The 17,362-nt window shown below is 74.4% G+C and carries 14 protein-coding genes; 4 read left to right on the forward strand and 10 right to left on the reverse strand.

The window, feature by feature from the left end:
- Nucleotides 1-604: amylo-alpha-1,6-glucosidase (locus tag ACFFHU_RS31000; RefSeq protein ID WP_377344093.1), on the forward strand; the 604-nt coding region annotated here is incomplete at its 5' end.
- Between the two features lie 107 nt (nucleotides 605-711).
- Here ACFFHU_RS31000 and ACFFHU_RS31005 read toward each other — a convergent pair.
- Nucleotides 712-1,824, reverse strand: coding sequence for a geranylgeranyl reductase family protein (locus tag ACFFHU_RS31005; protein WP_377344094.1), 1,113 nt, complete (start codon nucleotides 1,822-1,824; stop codon nucleotides 712-714).
- Nucleotides 1,825-1,947: 123 nt separating this feature from the next.
- Between ACFFHU_RS31005 and ACFFHU_RS31010 the strand changes: the two genes are divergently transcribed.
- Nucleotides 1,948-2,184, forward strand: a complete 237-nt coding sequence (locus ACFFHU_RS31010) for a hypothetical protein (RefSeq protein ID WP_377344095.1) — start codon at nucleotides 1,948-1,950, stop codon at nucleotides 2,182-2,184.
- An 82-nt stretch (nucleotides 2,185-2,266) separates the two neighbouring features.
- Complete coding sequence (locus tag ACFFHU_RS31015; RefSeq protein ID WP_377344225.1) at nucleotides 2,267-3,607, forward strand: MFS transporter; 1,341 nt, start codon at nucleotides 2,267-2,269, stop codon at nucleotides 3,605-3,607.
- 113 nt (nucleotides 3,608-3,720) lie between these two features.
- On the opposite strand, the gene ACFFHU_RS31020 is transcribed toward ACFFHU_RS31015, so the two are convergent.
- Nucleotides 3,721-5,049 carry an FAD-dependent oxidoreductase gene (locus ACFFHU_RS31020; protein ID WP_377344097.1) on the reverse strand — a complete coding sequence of 443 codons (1,329 nt, stop codon included), beginning with the start codon at nucleotides 5,047-5,049 and terminating at the stop codon, nucleotides 3,721-3,723.
- Between the two features lie 85 nt (nucleotides 5,050-5,134).
- Between ACFFHU_RS31020 and ACFFHU_RS31025 the strand changes: the two genes are divergently transcribed.
- Nucleotides 5,135-5,686 carry a MarR family winged helix-turn-helix transcriptional regulator gene (locus tag ACFFHU_RS31025; protein WP_377344099.1) on the forward strand — a complete coding sequence of 184 codons (552 nt, stop codon included), beginning with the start codon at nucleotides 5,135-5,137 and terminating at the stop codon, nucleotides 5,684-5,686.
- Between the two features lie 51 nt (nucleotides 5,687-5,737).
- Here the strand turns inward: ACFFHU_RS31025 and ACFFHU_RS31030 are convergent, their stop codons facing one another.
- From ACFFHU_RS31030 to ACFFHU_RS31065, 8 genes are all read right to left on the reverse strand, one after another.
- A complete protein-coding gene (locus tag ACFFHU_RS31030; protein ID WP_377344101.1) occupies nucleotides 5,738-6,580 on the reverse strand; it encodes a C1 family peptidase in 843 nt (280 codons plus the stop codon).
- Nucleotides 6,581-6,745: 165 nt separating this feature from the next.
- Nucleotides 6,746-7,627: a sulfotransferase domain-containing protein gene (locus tag ACFFHU_RS31035; protein WP_377344227.1), complete on the reverse strand. Its 882-nt coding sequence runs from the start codon at nucleotides 7,625-7,627 to the stop codon at nucleotides 6,746-6,748.
- 2 nt (nucleotides 7,628-7,629) lie between these two features.
- On the reverse strand, nucleotides 7,630-9,462 hold the full coding sequence (locus ACFFHU_RS31040) for a polysaccharide biosynthesis C-terminal domain-containing protein (RefSeq protein WP_377344102.1): 1,833 nt from the start codon (nucleotides 9,460-9,462) through the stop codon (nucleotides 7,630-7,632).
- Entirely contained in the window at nucleotides 9,459-11,237 is a 1,779-nt protein-coding gene (locus ACFFHU_RS31045; protein WP_377344103.1) for an O-antigen ligase family protein, read from the reverse strand. The genes ACFFHU_RS31040 and ACFFHU_RS31045 overlap by 4 nt, the downstream gene beginning before the upstream one ends.
- Nucleotides 11,230-12,186 carry a glycosyltransferase family 2 protein gene (locus ACFFHU_RS31050; RefSeq protein ID WP_377344104.1) on the reverse strand — a complete coding sequence of 319 codons (957 nt, stop codon included), beginning with the start codon at nucleotides 12,184-12,186 and terminating at the stop codon, nucleotides 11,230-11,232. Before ACFFHU_RS31050 ends, ACFFHU_RS31045 begins: the two co-directional genes overlap by 8 nt.
- The gene (locus ACFFHU_RS31055) at nucleotides 12,179-14,068 is read right to left on the reverse strand and encodes a YveK family protein (RefSeq protein ID WP_377344105.1); all 1,890 of its coding nucleotides are present in this window, start codon (nucleotides 14,066-14,068) and stop codon (nucleotides 12,179-12,181) included. The genes ACFFHU_RS31050 and ACFFHU_RS31055 overlap by 8 nt, the downstream gene beginning before the upstream one ends.
- A 171-nt stretch (nucleotides 14,069-14,239) precedes the next feature.
- A complete protein-coding gene (locus tag ACFFHU_RS31060; protein WP_377344228.1) occupies nucleotides 14,240-16,153 on the reverse strand; it encodes a delta-60 repeat domain-containing protein in 1,914 nt (637 codons plus the stop codon).
- 175 nt (nucleotides 16,154-16,328) lie between these two features.
- A complete protein-coding gene (locus tag ACFFHU_RS31065; protein WP_377344107.1) occupies nucleotides 16,329-17,276 on the reverse strand; it encodes a glycosyltransferase in 948 nt (315 codons plus the stop codon).
- Nucleotides 17,277-17,362: the final 86 nt, after the last annotated feature.

The following is a 17,362-nucleotide window of genomic DNA, read 5'->3' on the forward strand; positions in this document are numbered from 1 at the left end:
CGATGGGGAGTATTACGCGTTGGCGTTGGATGCCGAGGGTGGGCAGGTGGACGCGTTGTCCTCGAACATCGGGCATCTGTTGTGGAGTGGGATCGTCACCGAGGAGCGGGCGGGCAAGGTGGCGGCGCATCTGATGGGTGACCGGTTGTTCTCCGGCTGGGGGGTTCGGACGTTGGCCGAGGGGGAGGGTCGGTACAACCCGATCGGTTATCACACGGGGACGGTGTGGCCGTTCGACAATTCCTTCATCGCGTGGGGGTTGCGCCGGTACGGGTTCGTGGAGGAGGCCGCCCGGGTCGCCGAGGGCATCCTGTCCGCCGCCGAGCTCTTCGAGGGCCGGTTGCCCACCGCCTTCGCCGGGTACGACCGGCGGGCCACCCGGTATCCGGTGCAGCATCCGCTGTCGTGCAGCCCGCAGGGGTGGTCGAGCGGCGCGCCGCTGCTGTTGCTGCGCACCATGCTCGGCCTGGAGCCGCACGAGGGTCACCTCGCGGTGGACCCGGCGCTGCCCACCAGCATGGGCCGGATCGAGCTGCTGGACATCCCCGGCCGGTGGGGCCGGGTCGACGCCTTCGCCCGCGGCCGCGTCCCGGTCGAGGCCTGAGCCGCCGGCCGGTCGGGTCGGCTCACCGGCGGATCGGACCGGGTCACCGGCGGACCGGACCGGGTCACCGGCGGATCGGACCGGCGGCGCGGGATCGGCCCTGCGGCTCAGCTCAGCAGGCTCAGCGCGGTCCGCACCGGCAGCCGGTCGACGATCGGGGCGAACGAGGTCTCGCCCAGGCAGAACCGGGCGAACAGCCGCCATCCCGGCGGGGTGGCCACCACGGCGTGGAAGGCGCCCGGGTGCCGACTGAAGGCCGCCAGCATGCGGCGGCCGGCGCGCATCTCCGGCGCCAGCTCGGCGTCCACGCCGGCCACGTACCGCTCCGGGTCGCCGGCCGCGGCCGCGGCGCCGGCGAGGGCGCCCGAGCGCAGCGCGAAGCTGATCCCCTCCCGGCTCCACGGCTCCAGCAGTCCGGCCGCGTCCCCGGCCACCAGCACCCGGCCGCGGTGCAGCGGCGAGGCCGGGGTGCGGCACCGGGTGAGGTGCCCGGAGTCCTGCAGGGCCTCGACACCGGTCAGCCCGAGCCGCTCGACGAAGTCCGTCAGGTAGCGCCGGGTGGCCTCACCGCTGCCCCGGCTCGCGATCACCCCCACCGTGAGCCGGTCGGATTTGGGGAAGACCCAGGCGTACGACCCGGGCAGCGGTCCCCAGTCCAGCAGCACCCGGCCGCGCCAGCGCTCGCGTTGGTCGGCCGGGGTGGGCAGCTCCAGCTCCAACCCGAGGTCCACCTGCTCGTACTCGACGCCCACGTGCCGGGCGGTGACCCCGGAGGAGCCGTCCGCGCCCACCACGACGCCGGCGGCCACCTCGTCCCCGCCGGCCAGCCGCAGCCGTACGCCGTCGGGATGCTGCTCGACGGCCCGGACCGGCGTCCGCTGCCGTACCTGCGCGCCGGCCGCCACGGCGGCCGCGCGCAGCCGGTCGTCGAACCGCTCCCGCCGGACCATGGCCAGCAGCGGGCGATCGTACCGCCGGGTGAAGCCGTGCCGGCCGTTCATGGTGAACGTCATCCGGTTCACCTCGTCCTCGGCCGGGACCTCGATCCGGTCCCGCACGGCCGCCAGCGAGGTGCCGATGAGCCCGCCGCCGCAGGTCTTGTACCGGGGGTGCTCGGCCCGCTCCAGCACCAGCGTGCGGGCGCCCGCCCGCGCCGCCTCGTAGCCGGCCGACAGGCCGGCCGGCCCGGCGCCGACCACCACGACATCCCATGCGTCCACCCGAGCAGGGTAGGCCACCCGGGCCGCCATGATCAGCGACCGGGGCTTCCCGGCATCATTCGCCCCCGACCGGGTATCCGGGCGGTCCGCGGACTGCGCGGACCGGGGGGCGAGGAGGCCATCATGCAGGGCGTCGATCTGTCGGAGGCGGAACAGCGGGTGTACGGGGCGGTGACCGCGTTGGAGGCGCGGGGCGAGGTGCCGTACCCGGACGCCATCGCGCGGGAGTCGGGGATCGCGGAGGACGACATCCACGGCCCGCTGCACCTGCTCGGGGAGAAGAATCTGCTGCATCGGGAGGATTCGCCGCTGGAGGGCCTGGACTTCGGTCCGCGCTGGTGCGCCGTGCAGCCCGCGTGATCAGGTGAGCGACCACCCCCCGGTCCGGCTCACCGACCGGCAGCGCTGGCAGGCGCTCGCCCTCGGGCTGGTGGCGGCCTTCATGACGTTGCTGGACGTCAGCATCGTGAACGTCGCCGTCCCGTCCATCCAGCAGTCGCTGCGGGCGGGACCGAACGCCCTGCAGTGGGTGCTCTCCGGCTACGCGCTCACCTTCGGCCTGGTGCTCGTGCCGGCCGGCCGGTACGGCGACGCGCGCGGCCGGCGCAACATCTTCGTCTTCGGGCTCGCGCTGTTCACCCTCGCCAGCGCCGTGGCCGGGCTGGCCCGCTCCCCCGAGTGGCTGATCGGCGCCCGGCTCGTCCAGGGCGGCGCGGCGGGTCTGGTGAATCCGCAGGTGACCGGCCTGATCCAGCAGCTGTTCGCGCCGGCCGAGCGGGGCCGCCCGTTCGGCCTGCTGGGCGCCACCATCGGCATCTCCACGGCCGTCGGTCCGCTGCTGGGCGGCCTGCTGATCCAGGCGTTCGGAGCGCACGAGGGCTGGCGCTGGGTGTTCTACGTCAACATCCCGGTGGGCGTGGCCGCCATCGCGTTCGCGATGAAGCTGCTGCCGTCCCGGGCCAGACCCAGCCGGGAAAGTCTGGACCCGGTCGGGGTGGCCCTGCTGGGCGTCGGGGTGGTGCTCATTCTGCTGCCGCTGGTGGAGATCCAGCAGTGGCCCGGCTGGCCGAAGTGGCTGCTGGTCGTGGCCGGGTTCGCGGTGCTGGCCGGGTTCGTCGGCTGGGAGCGCCGGTACTGCCGGCACAGCCAACCGGTGTTCGACCTGGCGCTGTTCCGGATCCGCTCGTACACGCTGGGCTCGCTCATCGGCCTCATCTACTTCGCCGGGTTCACCGCGATCTTCTTCGTTTTCACGCTCTACCTGCAGAGCGGGCTGCGGTACAGCGCCCTGGTGGCCGGCCTGGCGATCACCCCGTTCGCGCTGGGCGCCGCCGCGTCGTCGGCGCTCGGCGGCCGGGTGGTCAACCGGTACGGCCGGCCGCTGGTGGCCGCGGGCCTCGGCCTGGTGGCCGTCGGGCTCGGCGCGGTGGTGCTGGTGCTGCACTTCGTGCCCGGTCGGGGCGCGCCGCTGGCCATGGCCGCGCCGCTGGCGCTGGCCGGGCTCGGCAGCGGCCTGGTGATCACCCCTAACCAGACGCTCACCCTGGCCGAGGTGCCGGTGCCGCAGGCCGGCAGCGCCGCGGGCATGCTGCAGACCGGCCAGCGGGTCGGCGCGGCGCTCGGCATCGCCGGGGTCGGCTCGGTGTTCTTCTCCGCGCTGGGCCGGCCCGGCATCGGGTACGCCAGCGCGGTCCGCCAGGCGCTGATGGTCACCATCGCCTTCGTGCTGGTGTCGCTCGCCACCGCCCTCGCCGACGTCTGGTCCCACCGCAGCCGGGGCTGAAAGGAAGGGCCCCTTGTTATCGCTTTTTGTATAGCAGGGGTCCCCTGTTAACGCCGCGCGACCGGCGCCGCGCGACCGGCGCCGCGCGACCGGCGCCGCGCGACCAGGGCCGGCTAGGCGCCGCGGTAGTCGTACAGGTTGGCGAGGAACCGGCGGCGCAGCGGCGGCACCCGGCTGGACAGCCCGAAATAGGTCCGGGCGCCGGCCAGGGCGAACCGCCCGGCCACCGGCCGGTACAGCGGATCGTCACCGCTGGTGCCGTTGTTGTGCAGGGAGTCGGCGACCCGGGCGAAGCCGTACGGGATCATCTCGGCCTCGTAGTCGGCGACGGCCCGCAGCAGCGGCTTCTCCCCCGCGGCGGCCGCGGACAGCTGTCGGGTGAGCAGGGCGGCGTCCCGCAGCGCCGTGTTGGCCCCGACCCCCTGCCCCGGGGTCATGGTGTGGATGGCGTCGCCGAGCAGCGTGACGGTGCTGGTGGGCCACGGCCGGACCGGTTCCGAGGTGGCGAGCGAGACCGGGAAACAGCTGGCCGGGTCGCTGGCCGCGAAGATCCCGCGCAGCGTGGGATGCCAGTCCCGGGTCAGCTCGCCGGCCAGGTCGAGCAGCTCGGCGCCGCGCCGCTGCCGTACGTCCGCGGGGAACCGCTCGGCGGCGCTCCAGACGGCCAGGTTCACGTAGTCCCGGGTGTTGTCGTAGAGCAGGCCGGGCCAGCGGGCGATCAGGTCGGCGTCGGCGGTGCCGATCCCGGCCTTGGGCGTCCCCCGCTCGTCCCAGCCGAACTCCATCACGTGCAGGATGCCCATCAGCCCGCGCCCGGCGAAGATCAGCGACAGGCCCTGGAACACCTCCGCCGGCAGCGCGTCGCGCAGCTCCGGGCCGAGCGGCGCCTTCGCGGTGATCGACACGACTCCGGTGTCCCGGATCCGGGCCGCCGGCAGGTGCTGCCGGCGCACCGCCGAGCGGGTGCCGTCGGCGGCCACCAGCAGGTCGCCGGTGTCGGAGGTGCCGTCGGCGAAGTGCGCCGTCACCGTGCCGTCGGGGTGCCGCTCGTAGTGGGTGAACGTCTTGTCGAAGCGCACGACCTCGTCCAGCCCGGTCAGCAGCACCTGCCGCAGCGTCATCCGGGACACCGAGCGTTCGCTGCGCACCGGGTCGGTGTCGGGGCGCAGCGGGAAGGTGGCGGTCCGGCGCATCCGGCCGGTCAGCACGTTGAAGTACCGCGGCGCCCGGGCGCAGGTGGCCAGGTACGTGGCGAACAGCTCGGGTGGCAGGCAGGCGTGCAACGCCCGGTTGCCGGTGGGGTCGATGCCGACCCGGTAGCCGTGCAGACCGTCGGCGCGGGTGCGGTCCCGCTCGTACACGGCCACCTCGATGCCGGCCCGGCGCAGGCCGTGGGCCAGGCACATGCCGCCGGTGCCGGCGCCGATCACCACAACGCGCATGGTCGTCCAATCTCTAGAAGTTCTAGTTGTTGGCGAATCTAGCGCTTAGAAATTCTAGAGACAAGAGGACCGTAAGATGTTCGCCGTGAGCACGTCGAACGAGTCGACCGGCACGTCGGATCCGCCCGACTCCGGTACGCCGTCCCGGACCGGGCAGGCCGAGCATGATCAGCAGGCCGCGCTGGTGGCGGAGGTCGGCGTGGCCATGCGGGAGTACCAGCGCTCGCTGGACGTCTTCGACCAGCGGGTGGCCGAGCACCTGGGGCTGAACCGCACCGACATGCGGTGCCTCGACCTCATCCTCGGCGGCCGGTCGTTGAGCCCCGGCGAGCTGGCCGACGCCGCCGGCCTCACCACTGGTGGGGTGACCACCGCCATCGACCGGCTGGAACGGGCCGGCTACGCGGTCCGGGAACGCGACGCCGGCGACCGGCGCCGGGTCGTGGTACGCCCCACCGACCGGGCGTGGAAGCTGGCCGGCGAGGTGTACGGGTCGCTCGTCCAGGACGGTGAGGCGTACCTGCGCGGTCTGGACGCCGACACGTTGGCCCGGCTGGCCGACTTTCTGCGCTTCGCCACCCGGCTGGAACACGAGCACGCCGAGCGGCTCTCCCGAAAAGCCGGAGGTCGGCGTTAAGAGGGGCCCCTTGCTATACAAAAAGCGATAACAAGGGGCCCTTCCTTCGTATCAGTGTGGGAGCTCGGCGGCGCAGCAGGCCTCGCCGTCGGCGGAGAGCAGGCCGTCGAAGTCCGAGCACTTGATCTTGAATCGGCCGTGCTGGCCCCAGCCGGCGCCCCACGAGTTCTGGAACAGGTACGCCTGCTCGTCGTCCAGCCGGTCCAGCAGCACGTAGCAGTGTCCGCCGGCCACCTTGCCGGTCGGCTTCACATAGCCGCCGGCGTCCGGGTGGAACATGTCGTCCGTCCAGTTGGTGCCGACCACCACCGAGCCCTGGGCGTTGACCCACTGGTCGATCTCGGCCAGTGACTTCGCGAACGCGAACGCCGCGAGCCGGCCCCGGTTGCGCAGCGCCAACGCCCCGGACCGGACGGTCGAGCCGTTCTCCGCCCGCGGCTCGCCGTCGATCACCTTGCACTCGTAGTACAGCGCGTGCGCGTCGGCGTTCTGATACTCCCCCGGGACCGGCGTGGCGTCCACCCAGCCCGACCAGCCGAAGCCCACGCAGTGCCCGGTGTCGCCCTGGTCCAGCTGGATCGGCAGCTGCCAGGCCGGGGTCGAGTCGCCGGCCGGCGTCGGGCCCGGCGCCGGCGGGGCGCCGCCGGCCTGCTTCTTGAGCCAGCGCCAGAAGACGAGGTACGCCGGCCAGTCGGTGAAGTACGTGGTCTCGCTCAACACCTGCTCGATGGTCCGCTGCCGGATCGAGTCCGGCGGCTCGGCGATCTCCATGAGCCGCGACAGCGACCAGTCCCGCGGATCTGGCCGGTAGACCCGGCCCAGCAGCCGGGGTCCGGTCGCCTCGCTCGCGCTGCGCTCCGGCGGGTCCAGCGCCAACCGCCTGTCCGGCTCCATGACGGCCTCCCTCTCGACCTACCCCGGGCCGGGGTGTCCAGCCCTCACGATGCGCTCCGACCCGCGGCCGGCGCAGTCCGTTTGACGACTGCCGGCGCGGATAGTCGCAGGCCAGTCCCGCCCGATACGGCTACGGCCGCGCACCCTGCAACGCCGCGCGGCGCGTCAGGACCAGTCGAACCGCATCCCCAGCCGCCGCTCGAGCGCCGCGTTGTGTGGCGCGAAATAGGCGCTCAGCTCCGCCCGCAGTGCCGGGTCCAGCGCCGCGCTGCGGCGGTCGTTGAACACCTCGTAGCGAGCCAGCTCGTGCGGGGGCAGGCCGAGAAAGTCCAGCACCCGGGCGTACGTCGCGGCCGGCTCCCGGTACAGCGTCTCGCTCGGCAGGATGAGCAGCTGCTCGGGCGGGAAGCGGTCCAGCCACGGCTCGAGGTGCTCCAGGTAGCGGCCCCGGGCCCGGTAGGTGTACCAGTCGTACGGCCGGCTCACGTGATACGGGTCGGCGATCAGCCGCTCCCGCTCCCCCGCGGTCCGCTCCTCCTCCCGGGCCAGCGCCGCCGCGAACTCCAGCGGCTCGGTCCCCTCGGTGCGCCGCTCCTTCCAGTGCGAGTACGCCCGCTCCACCGGGTCGCGGAGCAGGAAGATCAGCCGCACCCGGGGCAGCAGCCCCGCCACCCGCTCGGGCGCGAGCGGGTGGAACATGTACAGCGGCGCGGCCTCGCCGACCCGGCTCGGGCCACCGTGCCGCCGCTCGAGCGCGAGCCGCTGCCGCCGGGTCGGGAAGTGCGACCGGTAGAACGCCTCGCCCCGGCCCCAGTTCTCCTCGAAGTAGTGCGAGGTCTTCGTGTTCCAGGCCGGAAAGAGCCGCGGCACCAGTGGGTGCGCCAGCAGGTAGCGCCACAGCGAGGTGGTGCCGCCCCGCTTGGTGCCGGCGATCAGGAAGTCCGGCAGCGGCCGCCGGTCGCTGGTCCGCTCGCCGTACCGCGTAAGGGTGCGGCGTACGCCGACCCGCAGCGGTTCCGGCACCGCCTCCTTGACCCGGTCCTTCATGGTCATGGCGTTGCCCCTCCTCGGCTCGGTCTGATCATCGACCACGCCGTCCGGGCGAGCGCCCGGACGCGGCGGTTCGCCAACGCCACGGCCGCGGTGGCCGCGAACAACGCGATGGCGAGGGCCAGTCCCGGTACGCCGCGCCCGGCCAGCAGCGCGGCCACCGCCGCCAGCCCGGCCGCGCCGCCGCCGGCCAGGACGGCGGTCAGCGCCACCGGCCGGTCGAAGAGCGGCACGCCGAGCACGGCCCGCGCGGCGAGCGCGGCCAGCACGTTCTCGGTGACGATGCCGGCCGTCCAGGCCAGCGCGGCGCCCCCGGCGCCGTGCCGCGGGATGAGCAGGACGCCGAACCCGACCGTGAGCACCAGCCCGGCCACCGTGGCCAGCAGGTGCCGTCCGCTGCGGCCGCTCATCAGCAGGACGGTCTGCACGATGCCGACCCCGGAGTTCACCAGCATGGCGGCGGCGAGCAGGGTCAGCGCGGTCGCGCCGGCCGGGAAGCCGGAGCCGAACAGGCCGAGGAACCCGGGCGCGAACGTGGCCAGCAGCACGTACCCGGGCCAGGACAGGGCGATCACGCAGATCGTCACGGTGCGGTAGATCGCCGCGGCGTCGGCGCGCCGCGCGGCGCCGAGCAGCCGGGACAGCTGCGGCCCCACGGCCACCCGCAGCCCCTGCATGATCAGCAGGCCGGCCAGCGCGTACCGGCCGGCCGCGCCGAAGATGCCGGCCTGCGCCGACCCGGCCAGCGCCGAGGTCAGCACCACGGTCAGCCACATGCTGCTGGCGTCGATCGCCGCCGAGGCGGCCCGGGGCAGCGCGAACCGCCAGATCAGCCGCCAGTCGGCGGCCACCGGCCGCAGCACGCCCCGGGTGGTGAGCGCGAGCGGCCGCAGGAGCAGGGCCGCGGCCACCAGCACTGCCGCCGCCACCGGCAGCAGCCAGCCGGCGAACGCCGCCACCAGCCCGGCGCCGGTCGCCGCGGCCGCCAGCACCAGCACCGGCCGGGCGGCCGGCAGCAGGACGTACTGGACGGCCACCACGGCGGTCACCGGGCGGACCGCCCGAACGGCGGCCAGCAGCAGGGTGAGCGCCACGATCGCCGGCAGCGCCGCGAAGGCGAGTCGCAGCAGGCCCACGCCGCCGCCGTCGAACAGCCGCGGCGCGAGCCGGTGGGCCAGCAGGATGCCGGTCGCCGTCACCGCGGCGGTCACCGCGAGCGGGGGCAGCAGGGCCACCGGCAGCAGCCGCGCGGCGTCGCCGCCGGGTCCACGCCGCCGCCGGGACAGCGACCACACCAGCGCGGTGTCCGCGCCCACGCAGCACAGCACCCCGAGGATGCTCACCACCCCGATCGCGGTGAACAACTTTCCGGCGCCGGCGGGGCCGAACGCCCGCACGATGACCACCGTGAGCACGAACCCGAGCAGGCCGTTGACGGCCGCGCCGAGCAGCGCCACCGACCCGCTGCGGGCGGTCCCGCGCAGCTCGCGACGCCCCTCGGCCGGACCCACGCCGCCACCGACCGCCGGGTCTGCGCCGCCACCCACCGCCGGGTCCGCGCCGCCACCGACCGCCGAGTCCGCGCCGCCACCCACCGCCGAGTCCGCGCCGCCACCCACCGCCGAGTCCGCGCCGCCACCGACCGCCGAGTCCGCGCCGCCGGCGACCACCGGGTCCGCGCCGCCGTCCGCCGCCGGGTCCGCGCCGCCGGCGACCACCGGGTCCGCGCCGCCATCCGCCGCCGGGTCCGCGGCTGCCGCCACCGCCGGATCCGCAGCCGGGTCGCCGGTCCGGTCCGGTCCGGGCGCCGCGACGGGCCGGGGTGCGCTCATCGTGCCTCCTCCGTCGATCCACCGACCTGATCCGGTACGCGCCGCGGCGCCGACCGCCCGTTGCCCGGCCCGGACGCGGCCACCACCGGCCCGGACGCGGCCACCACCGACCCGGACACGGCCACCGGCCCGGACACGGCCACCACCGGCCCGGAGTCGGCCACCACCGACCCGGACGCGGCCACCACCGACCCGGACACGGCCACCGGCCCGGACACGGCCACCACCGGCCCGGAGTCGGCCACCACCGACCCGGACGCGGCCACCACCGGCCCGGCGGTCGCCACCACCGGCCGGGAGTCGGCCGACGGCGGCACGGATCCGCCCGCGTCCGTACCGGATCCGGCAACCGCCGTACCGGAGCGGGTCGCCGCCGGTCCGGGCGCGACAGCGCCGGACCCGCCCGGCGCTGGCCACCCGGCCGGCGGGGGCCGAAGCGGACCGGCCGGACCGGCCGGCGCCGTGGGGCGACGCGGCGGGCCCGCGGCGCGGAGGGTCCGGTTCACCGGACCGTCCACCGCGGCCAACCCCACGCCGACGGCGTAGCAGAGCACGGACAGGTTCGGGTCGATGTACGAGTAGACCGGGATGACCACCAGCGCGATGAGCGGGATGATGCTCAGCCACTGCCCGGCCGTGGAAACCGCCCGGCCCAGCCGGATGGCCACCCACACCAACCAGCCCAGCACGGCCGCCATGGCGGGGATGCCGTAGCTGTAGAGCACCTGCCACAGCAGGCCCTGGGTGCCCAGCGGATCCTCGGCGATGGTGGTGTCGACGGTCCGCGGCGCGCCGTAGCCGAGCAGCGGCGACTCCCGCACGGCGGCCCAGGTGCGGACGTACAGGTCCATCCGGTCCACGTTGGTGTCGGTGCTGCTCACCCGGGCGTTGATCATGTCCTGAACCGGGACGACCAGGCTGACGATCCAGATCAGCACCACAACGCCGCCGATCGACGCGATCAGCCGGGCGTTGCCCCGGACCAGCGCCCGGATCGCCAGGACGAGCAGCCCGAAGCCGAGGCCGAGAAACATCCCGCGGTTGAGGGTGAAGAATGCCGGCACCACCGACGCGGGCAGGGACACCAGCAGCAGCGTCCGGAACGGACCCCGGCGCGCCGCCGACAGGTACGCCAGGATGAACGGCACCAGCAGCGCGTACGCCGTCCCCCAGTTGTTGGTGTACGGGAAGGGCGCGGCCGTCCGGTAGATCGGGTTGCGCGACACCGGGTTGAACTCGTTCAGCCGCAGGTGCGTGATGGCCTGCATGAACCGCTGACCGGCCACCCCGGCCGGCAGCGCCGCCTCGGTCGGGCTGGGCAGCGACAGCGTCGGCAGCAGCACGGCCAGCCAGCCCAGCGCCACCACGCCCAGCCAGAACAGGGCGAGCGGGCGCAGCACCCGTTCCCAGGGGACGCCGTCGCGGGCCAGGTTGTAGACGTACACGCAGACGACCAGCGCCGTGCCGAGGTGACCCCAGCGCAGTCCCGAACTGAGGTAGGCGGTCGTCCGCTCGAGCCGGGTGAAGCTCAGCGCCGCCAGGGCCAGGAAGATCAGGAACAGGGCGGTGCCGGCCGGCAGCGCCACCCGCCCCCGGACCACCAGCAGCGTCAGCAGGAGCACGCCGAAGGCGCTCCAGCCGAGGTAGAAGGCGCCCACCGCCCACCAGAGGGGCACCAGGCCGAACATCAGCGTGAGCGGCCACAGCGGCAGCTCGCGGACCGGCGCCGGCGTCCCGGCGGGGCGGGCGGGCCGGACGGGGTGGCGGTCAGACACCGCGCCCCCGGCGCTGCGCCAGGGCCAGCACCCGCTCCCCGGAGAGCAGCCCGAGCACCACCGGCAGGGTGACCAGGACCCGCTTCTCGTACGGGTTGAGCCGGACGACCCGGGCGAGTTCCCGGAGCGCCTCCCCGCGGCGGTGGCCGGCGGCCAGGGCGAACGCGATCTGCCCGTGGATGCGGGCCAGTCCGGTGCGGCTGCCGGCCAGCTCCGGATGCCGGTCCAGCAGGTACCGCTGGGCCTCGACGATCAACGCCCACCGGCCGAAGAAGAACGATCCGCCGTGCCAGTCGACCTCCACCAGCACCTCGGGCACCAGCACGACCGGACCGTGCGCGGCCACCCGCAGCAGCCACTCGTAGTCCTCGCCGTACCCGCCCGGGATCTCCTCGTCGACCGGGCCGACGGCGTCCCAGGTGGACCGGCGGACCAGCACGGTGCTGGAGTGCACCTCCATCACCCGGTCGGCGAGGAAGTGCGGCAGGGTGACCTCCGGGATCGACAGTCGTCGCTCCCGATCGATGCCCGGACCGCGCAGCCGGATGCCGCACCCGGCCGCGGCGGCGTCCGGCCGGGCGGCCAGCAGCTCCACCTGGCGGCGCAGCTTCGCCGGCAGCCACAGGTCGTCGTCGTCGCAGAACGCGATCAGCTCCCCCCGGGCCACGTCCGCGCCGGTGTTCCGGCCGCCGGGCAGGCCCTGCCGGTGGGTGTTGTTCCGGTAGGTCAGCGTCCGGTTCGCCGGCACCGGAACGTCCAGCGGGCGGATGTCCACGTGGTCGTACACCACCACGCATTCGAGCTCGCCCGGGTAGTCCTGCGCAAGGATGGCGCGGACCGCCCGTTCCAGCAGCCCCGGCCGGTCCCGGGTGGCGACCACCGCGGTCACCGGGGGATACCGGTCGGCGGCGTCGGTCGGTCCCGGTGCGGAACGATCCGGCTCAGGCACGCCCGTCTCCCGTCAGGACGAAGCCGACCGGCCGGACCCCGGCCGCCGCCAGCCGGCTGAGCGACCGGTCCAGCTGCCGGCTGCGGGTACGGTCCCGGGCCACCACGAGGACGGCCACGCCGAGCCGGGCGGCCCGGACGCCGCGCTGGTCCCCGTCGGGCGCCGTGATCAACAGGGTGCCCTCGCCGTCCGGCGCGTCGATGCCGACCAGCTGGACCCGGCCCGCGCCGATCCGCAGCAGGCTCTGGTCCAGCGACAATGCCTCGGCCGAGCCGCCCGACCGGAGCCCGATGTTCATCGGGTCGGTCGGCACGGCCGTGGCCGGCATGGCCTCGGCCGGGGCCGCCGGCGGCGCCGACCCGCTCTCGGCTGGCCGGCGCTCCGCGACCGGCTCCTCCTCCAGGGTGAAGGACCGGTATACGGCGCCGTTGTTCGACTCCCGGGCCGGGTAGGGCCGCGGCCGGCGGGCGGGCGGCGCCGCGGCCGGATCAACCGCCGGAACGACGACCGTCGGCGCGTCCGGCTCGCCGGAACCCGCCTGGCCGGCGGTGCGCGCCACGGCCGGCGCGCCGCCGGCCGGCACGATGTCGGCCGGCACGATGCCGGATGGTGCGATGCCGGATGGTGCGGTGCCGGATGGTGCGCCGCCGGGTTGTGCCGCGGTTGACGCCGCCGCGGTATCGGCGCGACCGTTCGCCGCCGGCGCCGGCCGGCGCGCCGGTCCGGGTCGGTCGGCGGCGCCGGGCGGGACGGTGGGAATCCGCCGCTGCGCGGTCAGCAGCGCCGGGCGGATCGACCGCAGGTCCTCGGCCGTCGCACCGAGCCGGACCCGGTCGCCGGCCTCGGCCAGCGTCGCCGCCAGGCCGGCGGCCAGCTGGGTACGGACGGCGCCCGGCCCGTCGGCCAGCAGCACGAGTGGGCGGTCCCGATCGCCGGTCCACCGCTCGACCGCCAGCGCCAGGTACCGCAGCTCCGGCTCGGGCAGCCCCCGCCGCCCCGGCCGGGGAACGGACCCGAGCATCGGCGCCCCGATCAGCTCGGCCGCGTCGTCAGCGGATCGGATGCGGCGGTCGAAGGACTCCCGCACCAGCGCGAGCACGGCGCCGACGAGCACCCCGCCGAGCAGCGCGGCCAGCACGATGAGCGCCCGGCCGTCCCGGCTGGTCTGCACCGGCGGCCGGGCCGTCGCGGTGACCGTGCCGGGAGTCAGGTCGGCCGACGCGATCTTCGAGCGCTGCTCGGCGAGCTGCGCCAGCTGGTCGTTCAGCCCGCGCAGCTGGTCCAGCAGGGCGCTGGTCTGCGGGCTGGGGCTGCTGTTCGACCGGCCGTTCGGCAGCTTGCCCTGCACGGTGGTCCGCTGCGCGGTGACCAGCGCGATGGTGTCCTCGTACGACTTGAGCACGGCAGAACGCTGGCTCTCGTACATTCCCTTGCGCAGCCGCAGGTAGGCGTCGGCCGCGCCGTTGGCGCCGTCGAGCGCCTGCCGCTCGCTGGTGCCGGCGTAGCTGAACCGGAGCAGCTGCCCGCCCACCGGCGTCTCCACGGTCAGCGCCTCGGCCACCTCGTCGGCCGGCCGGCCCACCGCGGCGGCCACCCGGTCGATGACGTCGTTGCTGGTGGCGAAGCCGCTCTCGGCGGTCATGTTGACGGCCCGGTCCGCGCCGCCGGAGGGCAGCGTGAACGGGTCCGTGACCACCGGCCGGACCACCACGACCGAGGTGGCCGTGTAGCTGGCGGGCACGACCCACAGGTAGCCGACGGCCGCGAGCAGCAGCACCAACACGCTGCCGAACAGGATGCGCCAGCGCCGCAGGGGAATGCGTGCCAGTTCCGCCAGGCCGACCGGGCGCTGCCGGGAGGAGGCGGCGTCCGTCACGTCCATCACATCAGTCCCATCAGGTGGAGGTCGCGCCCGCGGTGTCGACGGGCGCGGCGATGACCGGCCATTGTGGCCGATTATGCGCCGACCGTGTTCCGACCGTCACCTTGCGCGTCGGTCGGCGCCGGTCCGCCGGGCCCGTGCGGGCCCGGCGGACCGGCGGCGGCACGCTGGTCAGTTCGTGGCGTAGAACAGCGTCGGACTGGACCAGGCCGCGGTCACCGCCGTGGTGTCCACCTGGGTGGCCGCGGCGCCGTCCACGGCGGACCCGTCGAACGGCACCGACCAGAGCGAGCCCGCGGTGTTCCCGTACACGATCCGGCCGGCCACCCAGGTCATGCCGCGGACGGCGCCCCAGCTCACGCCCTGGCTCGGCAGGGTGAACTCGGTGCAGCCCACGATGTAGCCGTCCGGCTCGATGTAGCGGTAGAACAGCCGGTTGTCGCCGGCCTTCGTGTAGTACATCCGGCCGTCCAGCGCGAACGCCCCGGTCATGGTGGCCGCCCGGAACCACGAGTTGTAGTCGCTGGAGATCCACGGCGCGCCGACGGATCCCCCGCTGAAGACCGAGACGTCCAGGTAGCTGCCGTTGGGCGCGGCCGTGTCGGTCTTCGACCAGTAGAGCTTGTTGCCGAGGATGAACGCCGCGCCGGCCCCGGTGAGGTTCGGCTGGCTGGTGACGGTGGCCGCACCGAGCGCGGCGCCGTCGAACGCCACCCTGGTGAGCTGCCCGTCCGAGCCCCCGAGGTAGAGGTAGCCGGGAGTGGTGCTCGGCGCGTTCACCGCCGGGACCACCCGGCCGCCGCTCAACGGGAACATGGCCATCCGACCGTGGTACTCGTTGCCGGCGCCGTCGTTGTCGAAGCCGGCGTACACCCCGGTGCTGCCGCGCCACAGTTCCCAGACGATCGGTCCCCACGCGGTGGTGCCGGACGGCGCGCCCGAGCGGGTCGGGTTCCAGTTCATCGGGAGCCCGTTGATCGGGTCCAGCGCGCCGTAGCCGTACCGGTTGATCGCGCCCGCGCCCGCCGAGTCGTTGCCGTTGGCGTTGCTCAGCCAGCGGAAGTGACCGGCCACGTAGACCACGTTGTCGGCCACCTCGACCGAGGTGACCGAGTCGGTGCCGGTGTAGTCCACCCAGGTGGCGTCCAGGCTGCTGCCCCGCGCGTTGGTCTCCCAGCGCGCGATGGCGTCGCAGTACGCGTCGCCGCGGCCGCCGTCGGCGATGATGACGAAGTAGCTGCCGTCGTCGGAGAAGTCCACGTCGCGGGCGTAGAACGGGAACGTTCCGCTGTAGCAGGGCGCCACGTACCGCTGGGTGCTCCAGTCGGCCACGGTGGGCGCGCCGGACGTGTCGATCACGACCACCTGGTTGCGGGGCAGCCCGTTGACCTGGGTGAAGTTGCCGACCGCGACCAGGGTGTTGCCGTCGGGCGCCAGCGCCAGCCCCCAGACCAGCTCGCTGCTGGCCCGAGCCACCGACGCGTCGACCTGGAAGGTGGGGTCGATCGCCCCGGTGCTGGCGTTCAGGCGGGCCAGCAGGGAGTGTTGGGTGCCGTCGACCCAGTGGAACGCGCCGGCGATGTAGAGCTGGTTGCCGCGCACGATGGTGCGGCGGACCAGTCCCCCGTCGCTGCGACCCACCCAGCTGCCCACGGTGGCGCCGGTGGACGGATCGAGCTCCACCAGGTTCTTGCGGGCCACCCCGTTCACCGTGCCGAACGCCCCGCCCACGATGAGCTTGCCGTCCGGGCTGACCGCGAGGGCGTGTACGGCGCCGTCCAGGGCGGGCAGGAACGAGGTGCTCAACGCCCCGGTGCTGCGGTCGTACGCGAACAGGTAGTTGCGGGTGGTGAAGTCCGTGTCCTGGGCCGCGCGCACCGTGGTGAACGATCCGCCGACGTAGACCGTGGTGCCGATCTCGGCGAACGCCTTGACGTCGCCGTTCTTCGCGTGCGGGGTGGTGTCGGAGGGGTTGGCCGAGGTGAGGGTGCTGGTCACCGGCGGCAGGCCGGACGCCCGCGCCGGCGCCCCGACCACGGCCAGCGCCAGGATCGGTACGGCGAGCCCGAGGGTGAGCCGGCGCAGGGCGGCGCGGCGTCTGGATCGGAAGAGTGTTGTCGCAACCACGGGTCCCCCAAAGGAAAGGAAGCGGTGAACGTGCGTAGCTTGTGGGCGCGGGCGGGTCGGCGTCATCAACCGACCGGGCCGGCCCGGGCGCAGGTCGGAGGTGTCCGAAGTCCACCCCCGACTGTCCGATCGGTCAGGTGGCTTCCGTCCACCGGAACGGTGTGACCTCCTCCCCGGTGCGGATCGCCCAGCCGGCGGTCGACCACAGGTCGTCGATCGTCACCGCGTCGGCCTCCCGGGCGAGGACCAGGCCCCGCCGGTCGAGTTCGCGGGCCAACTCCACCTGGTGGTCGTCGATGTGCTCGCCGTACCGCTGCCGGCGGGGGACCTGGATGGCCCGCCGACCGGCGCGCATGGCGGTCAGCGCCGATCCGACCCCGGCGTGCGTGATGACCACGTCGGCCTCCCGCATCGCCTGCTCGAGCTCGTCGAACGGGACCTGGCGGCGGGCGTCCCGCGGCATTCGCGGGATCCGGGTCGACCCGACCTGCCAGAGCACCTCGGCGTTCGTCGGCATGATCGTCACCAGCCGGCTGAGCAGTCGGGGGAAGCCGAACCGGTCGTGCGTGCCGAGGGCGACCACGATCCGGGAGAGCGTCGCGGGTCGCGGCACCGGGCTGGCGAGGTACGGGTCGAAGATGGACCCGCCGTACCGCCACCGGCCGCCCGCCCAGGACGCGTACTGGGTGTAGAGCTCGGCCCGGGGCAGCCGGGCCGCCAGCCGGCCGGTCAGCGAGGGCCCGGAGGTGCGGGTGGCGCTCTCGATGTAGGCGCAGCTCAGCCCGGCCCGCGAGGCCGGCACGAAGAAGGACATGGCCACGCTGGCGCCGGTGCTGATGACCCGGCGCACCCGGCGGGACCGCAGCACCCGCCGGGCGGCCAGGAAGTCGCGCAGGGTGCCGACGGCGTCCCGGGTGCTGGCCGAGGGCACGTGGATGACCTCCCGGCCGTCGAGCAGGGACCTGCTCTGCGGCGAGTCGAAGGTGACCCAGACGCAGTCGTCGGCAACCCCCAGCCGGGGCGCGAGGTCGTGCAGTTCGGCAAGGTGGCCGCCGGTGGAGGCGACCAGAAGGGTGGTCACGTCGTTGCCCCGTTCTTCCCGATCCCGTCGGTGCCCGCCCGGTCGGCGCCGGGGGCGAAGGTGATCCGTGTGAAGCGGCCCGCCGG

The organism is Plantactinospora siamensis, assembly GCF_042434095.1.
Lineage (GTDB): Bacteria > Actinomycetota > Actinomycetes > Mycobacteriales > Micromonosporaceae > KBS50.

Coding starts and splice junctions, on each gene's coding strand:
- ACFFHU_RS31010 (WP_377344095.1), top strand. CDS start 1,948: ATGCAGGGCGTCGATCTGTCGGAGGCGGAACAGCGGGTGTACGGGGCG.
- ACFFHU_RS31055 (WP_377344105.1), bottom strand. CDS start 14,068: ATGGACGTGACGGACGCCGCCTCCTCCCGGCAGCGCCCGGTCGGCCTG.
- ACFFHU_RS31015 (WP_377344225.1), top strand. CDS start 2,267: ATGACGTTGCTGGACGTCAGCATCGTGAACGTCGCCGTCCCGTCCATC.
- ACFFHU_RS31040 (WP_377344102.1), bottom strand. CDS start 9,462: ATGAGCGCACCCCGGCCCGTCGCGGCGCCCGGACCGGACCGGACCGGC.
- ACFFHU_RS31020 (WP_377344097.1), bottom strand. CDS start 5,049: ATGCGCGTTGTGGTGATCGGCGCCGGCACCGGCGGCATGTGCCTGGCC.
- ACFFHU_RS31030 (WP_377344101.1), bottom strand. CDS start 6,580: ATGGAGCCGGACAGGCGGTTGGCGCTGGACCCGCCGGAGCGCAGCGCG.
- ACFFHU_RS31035 (WP_377344227.1), bottom strand. CDS start 7,627: ATGAAGGACCGGGTCAAGGAGGCGGTGCCGGAACCGCTGCGGGTCGGC.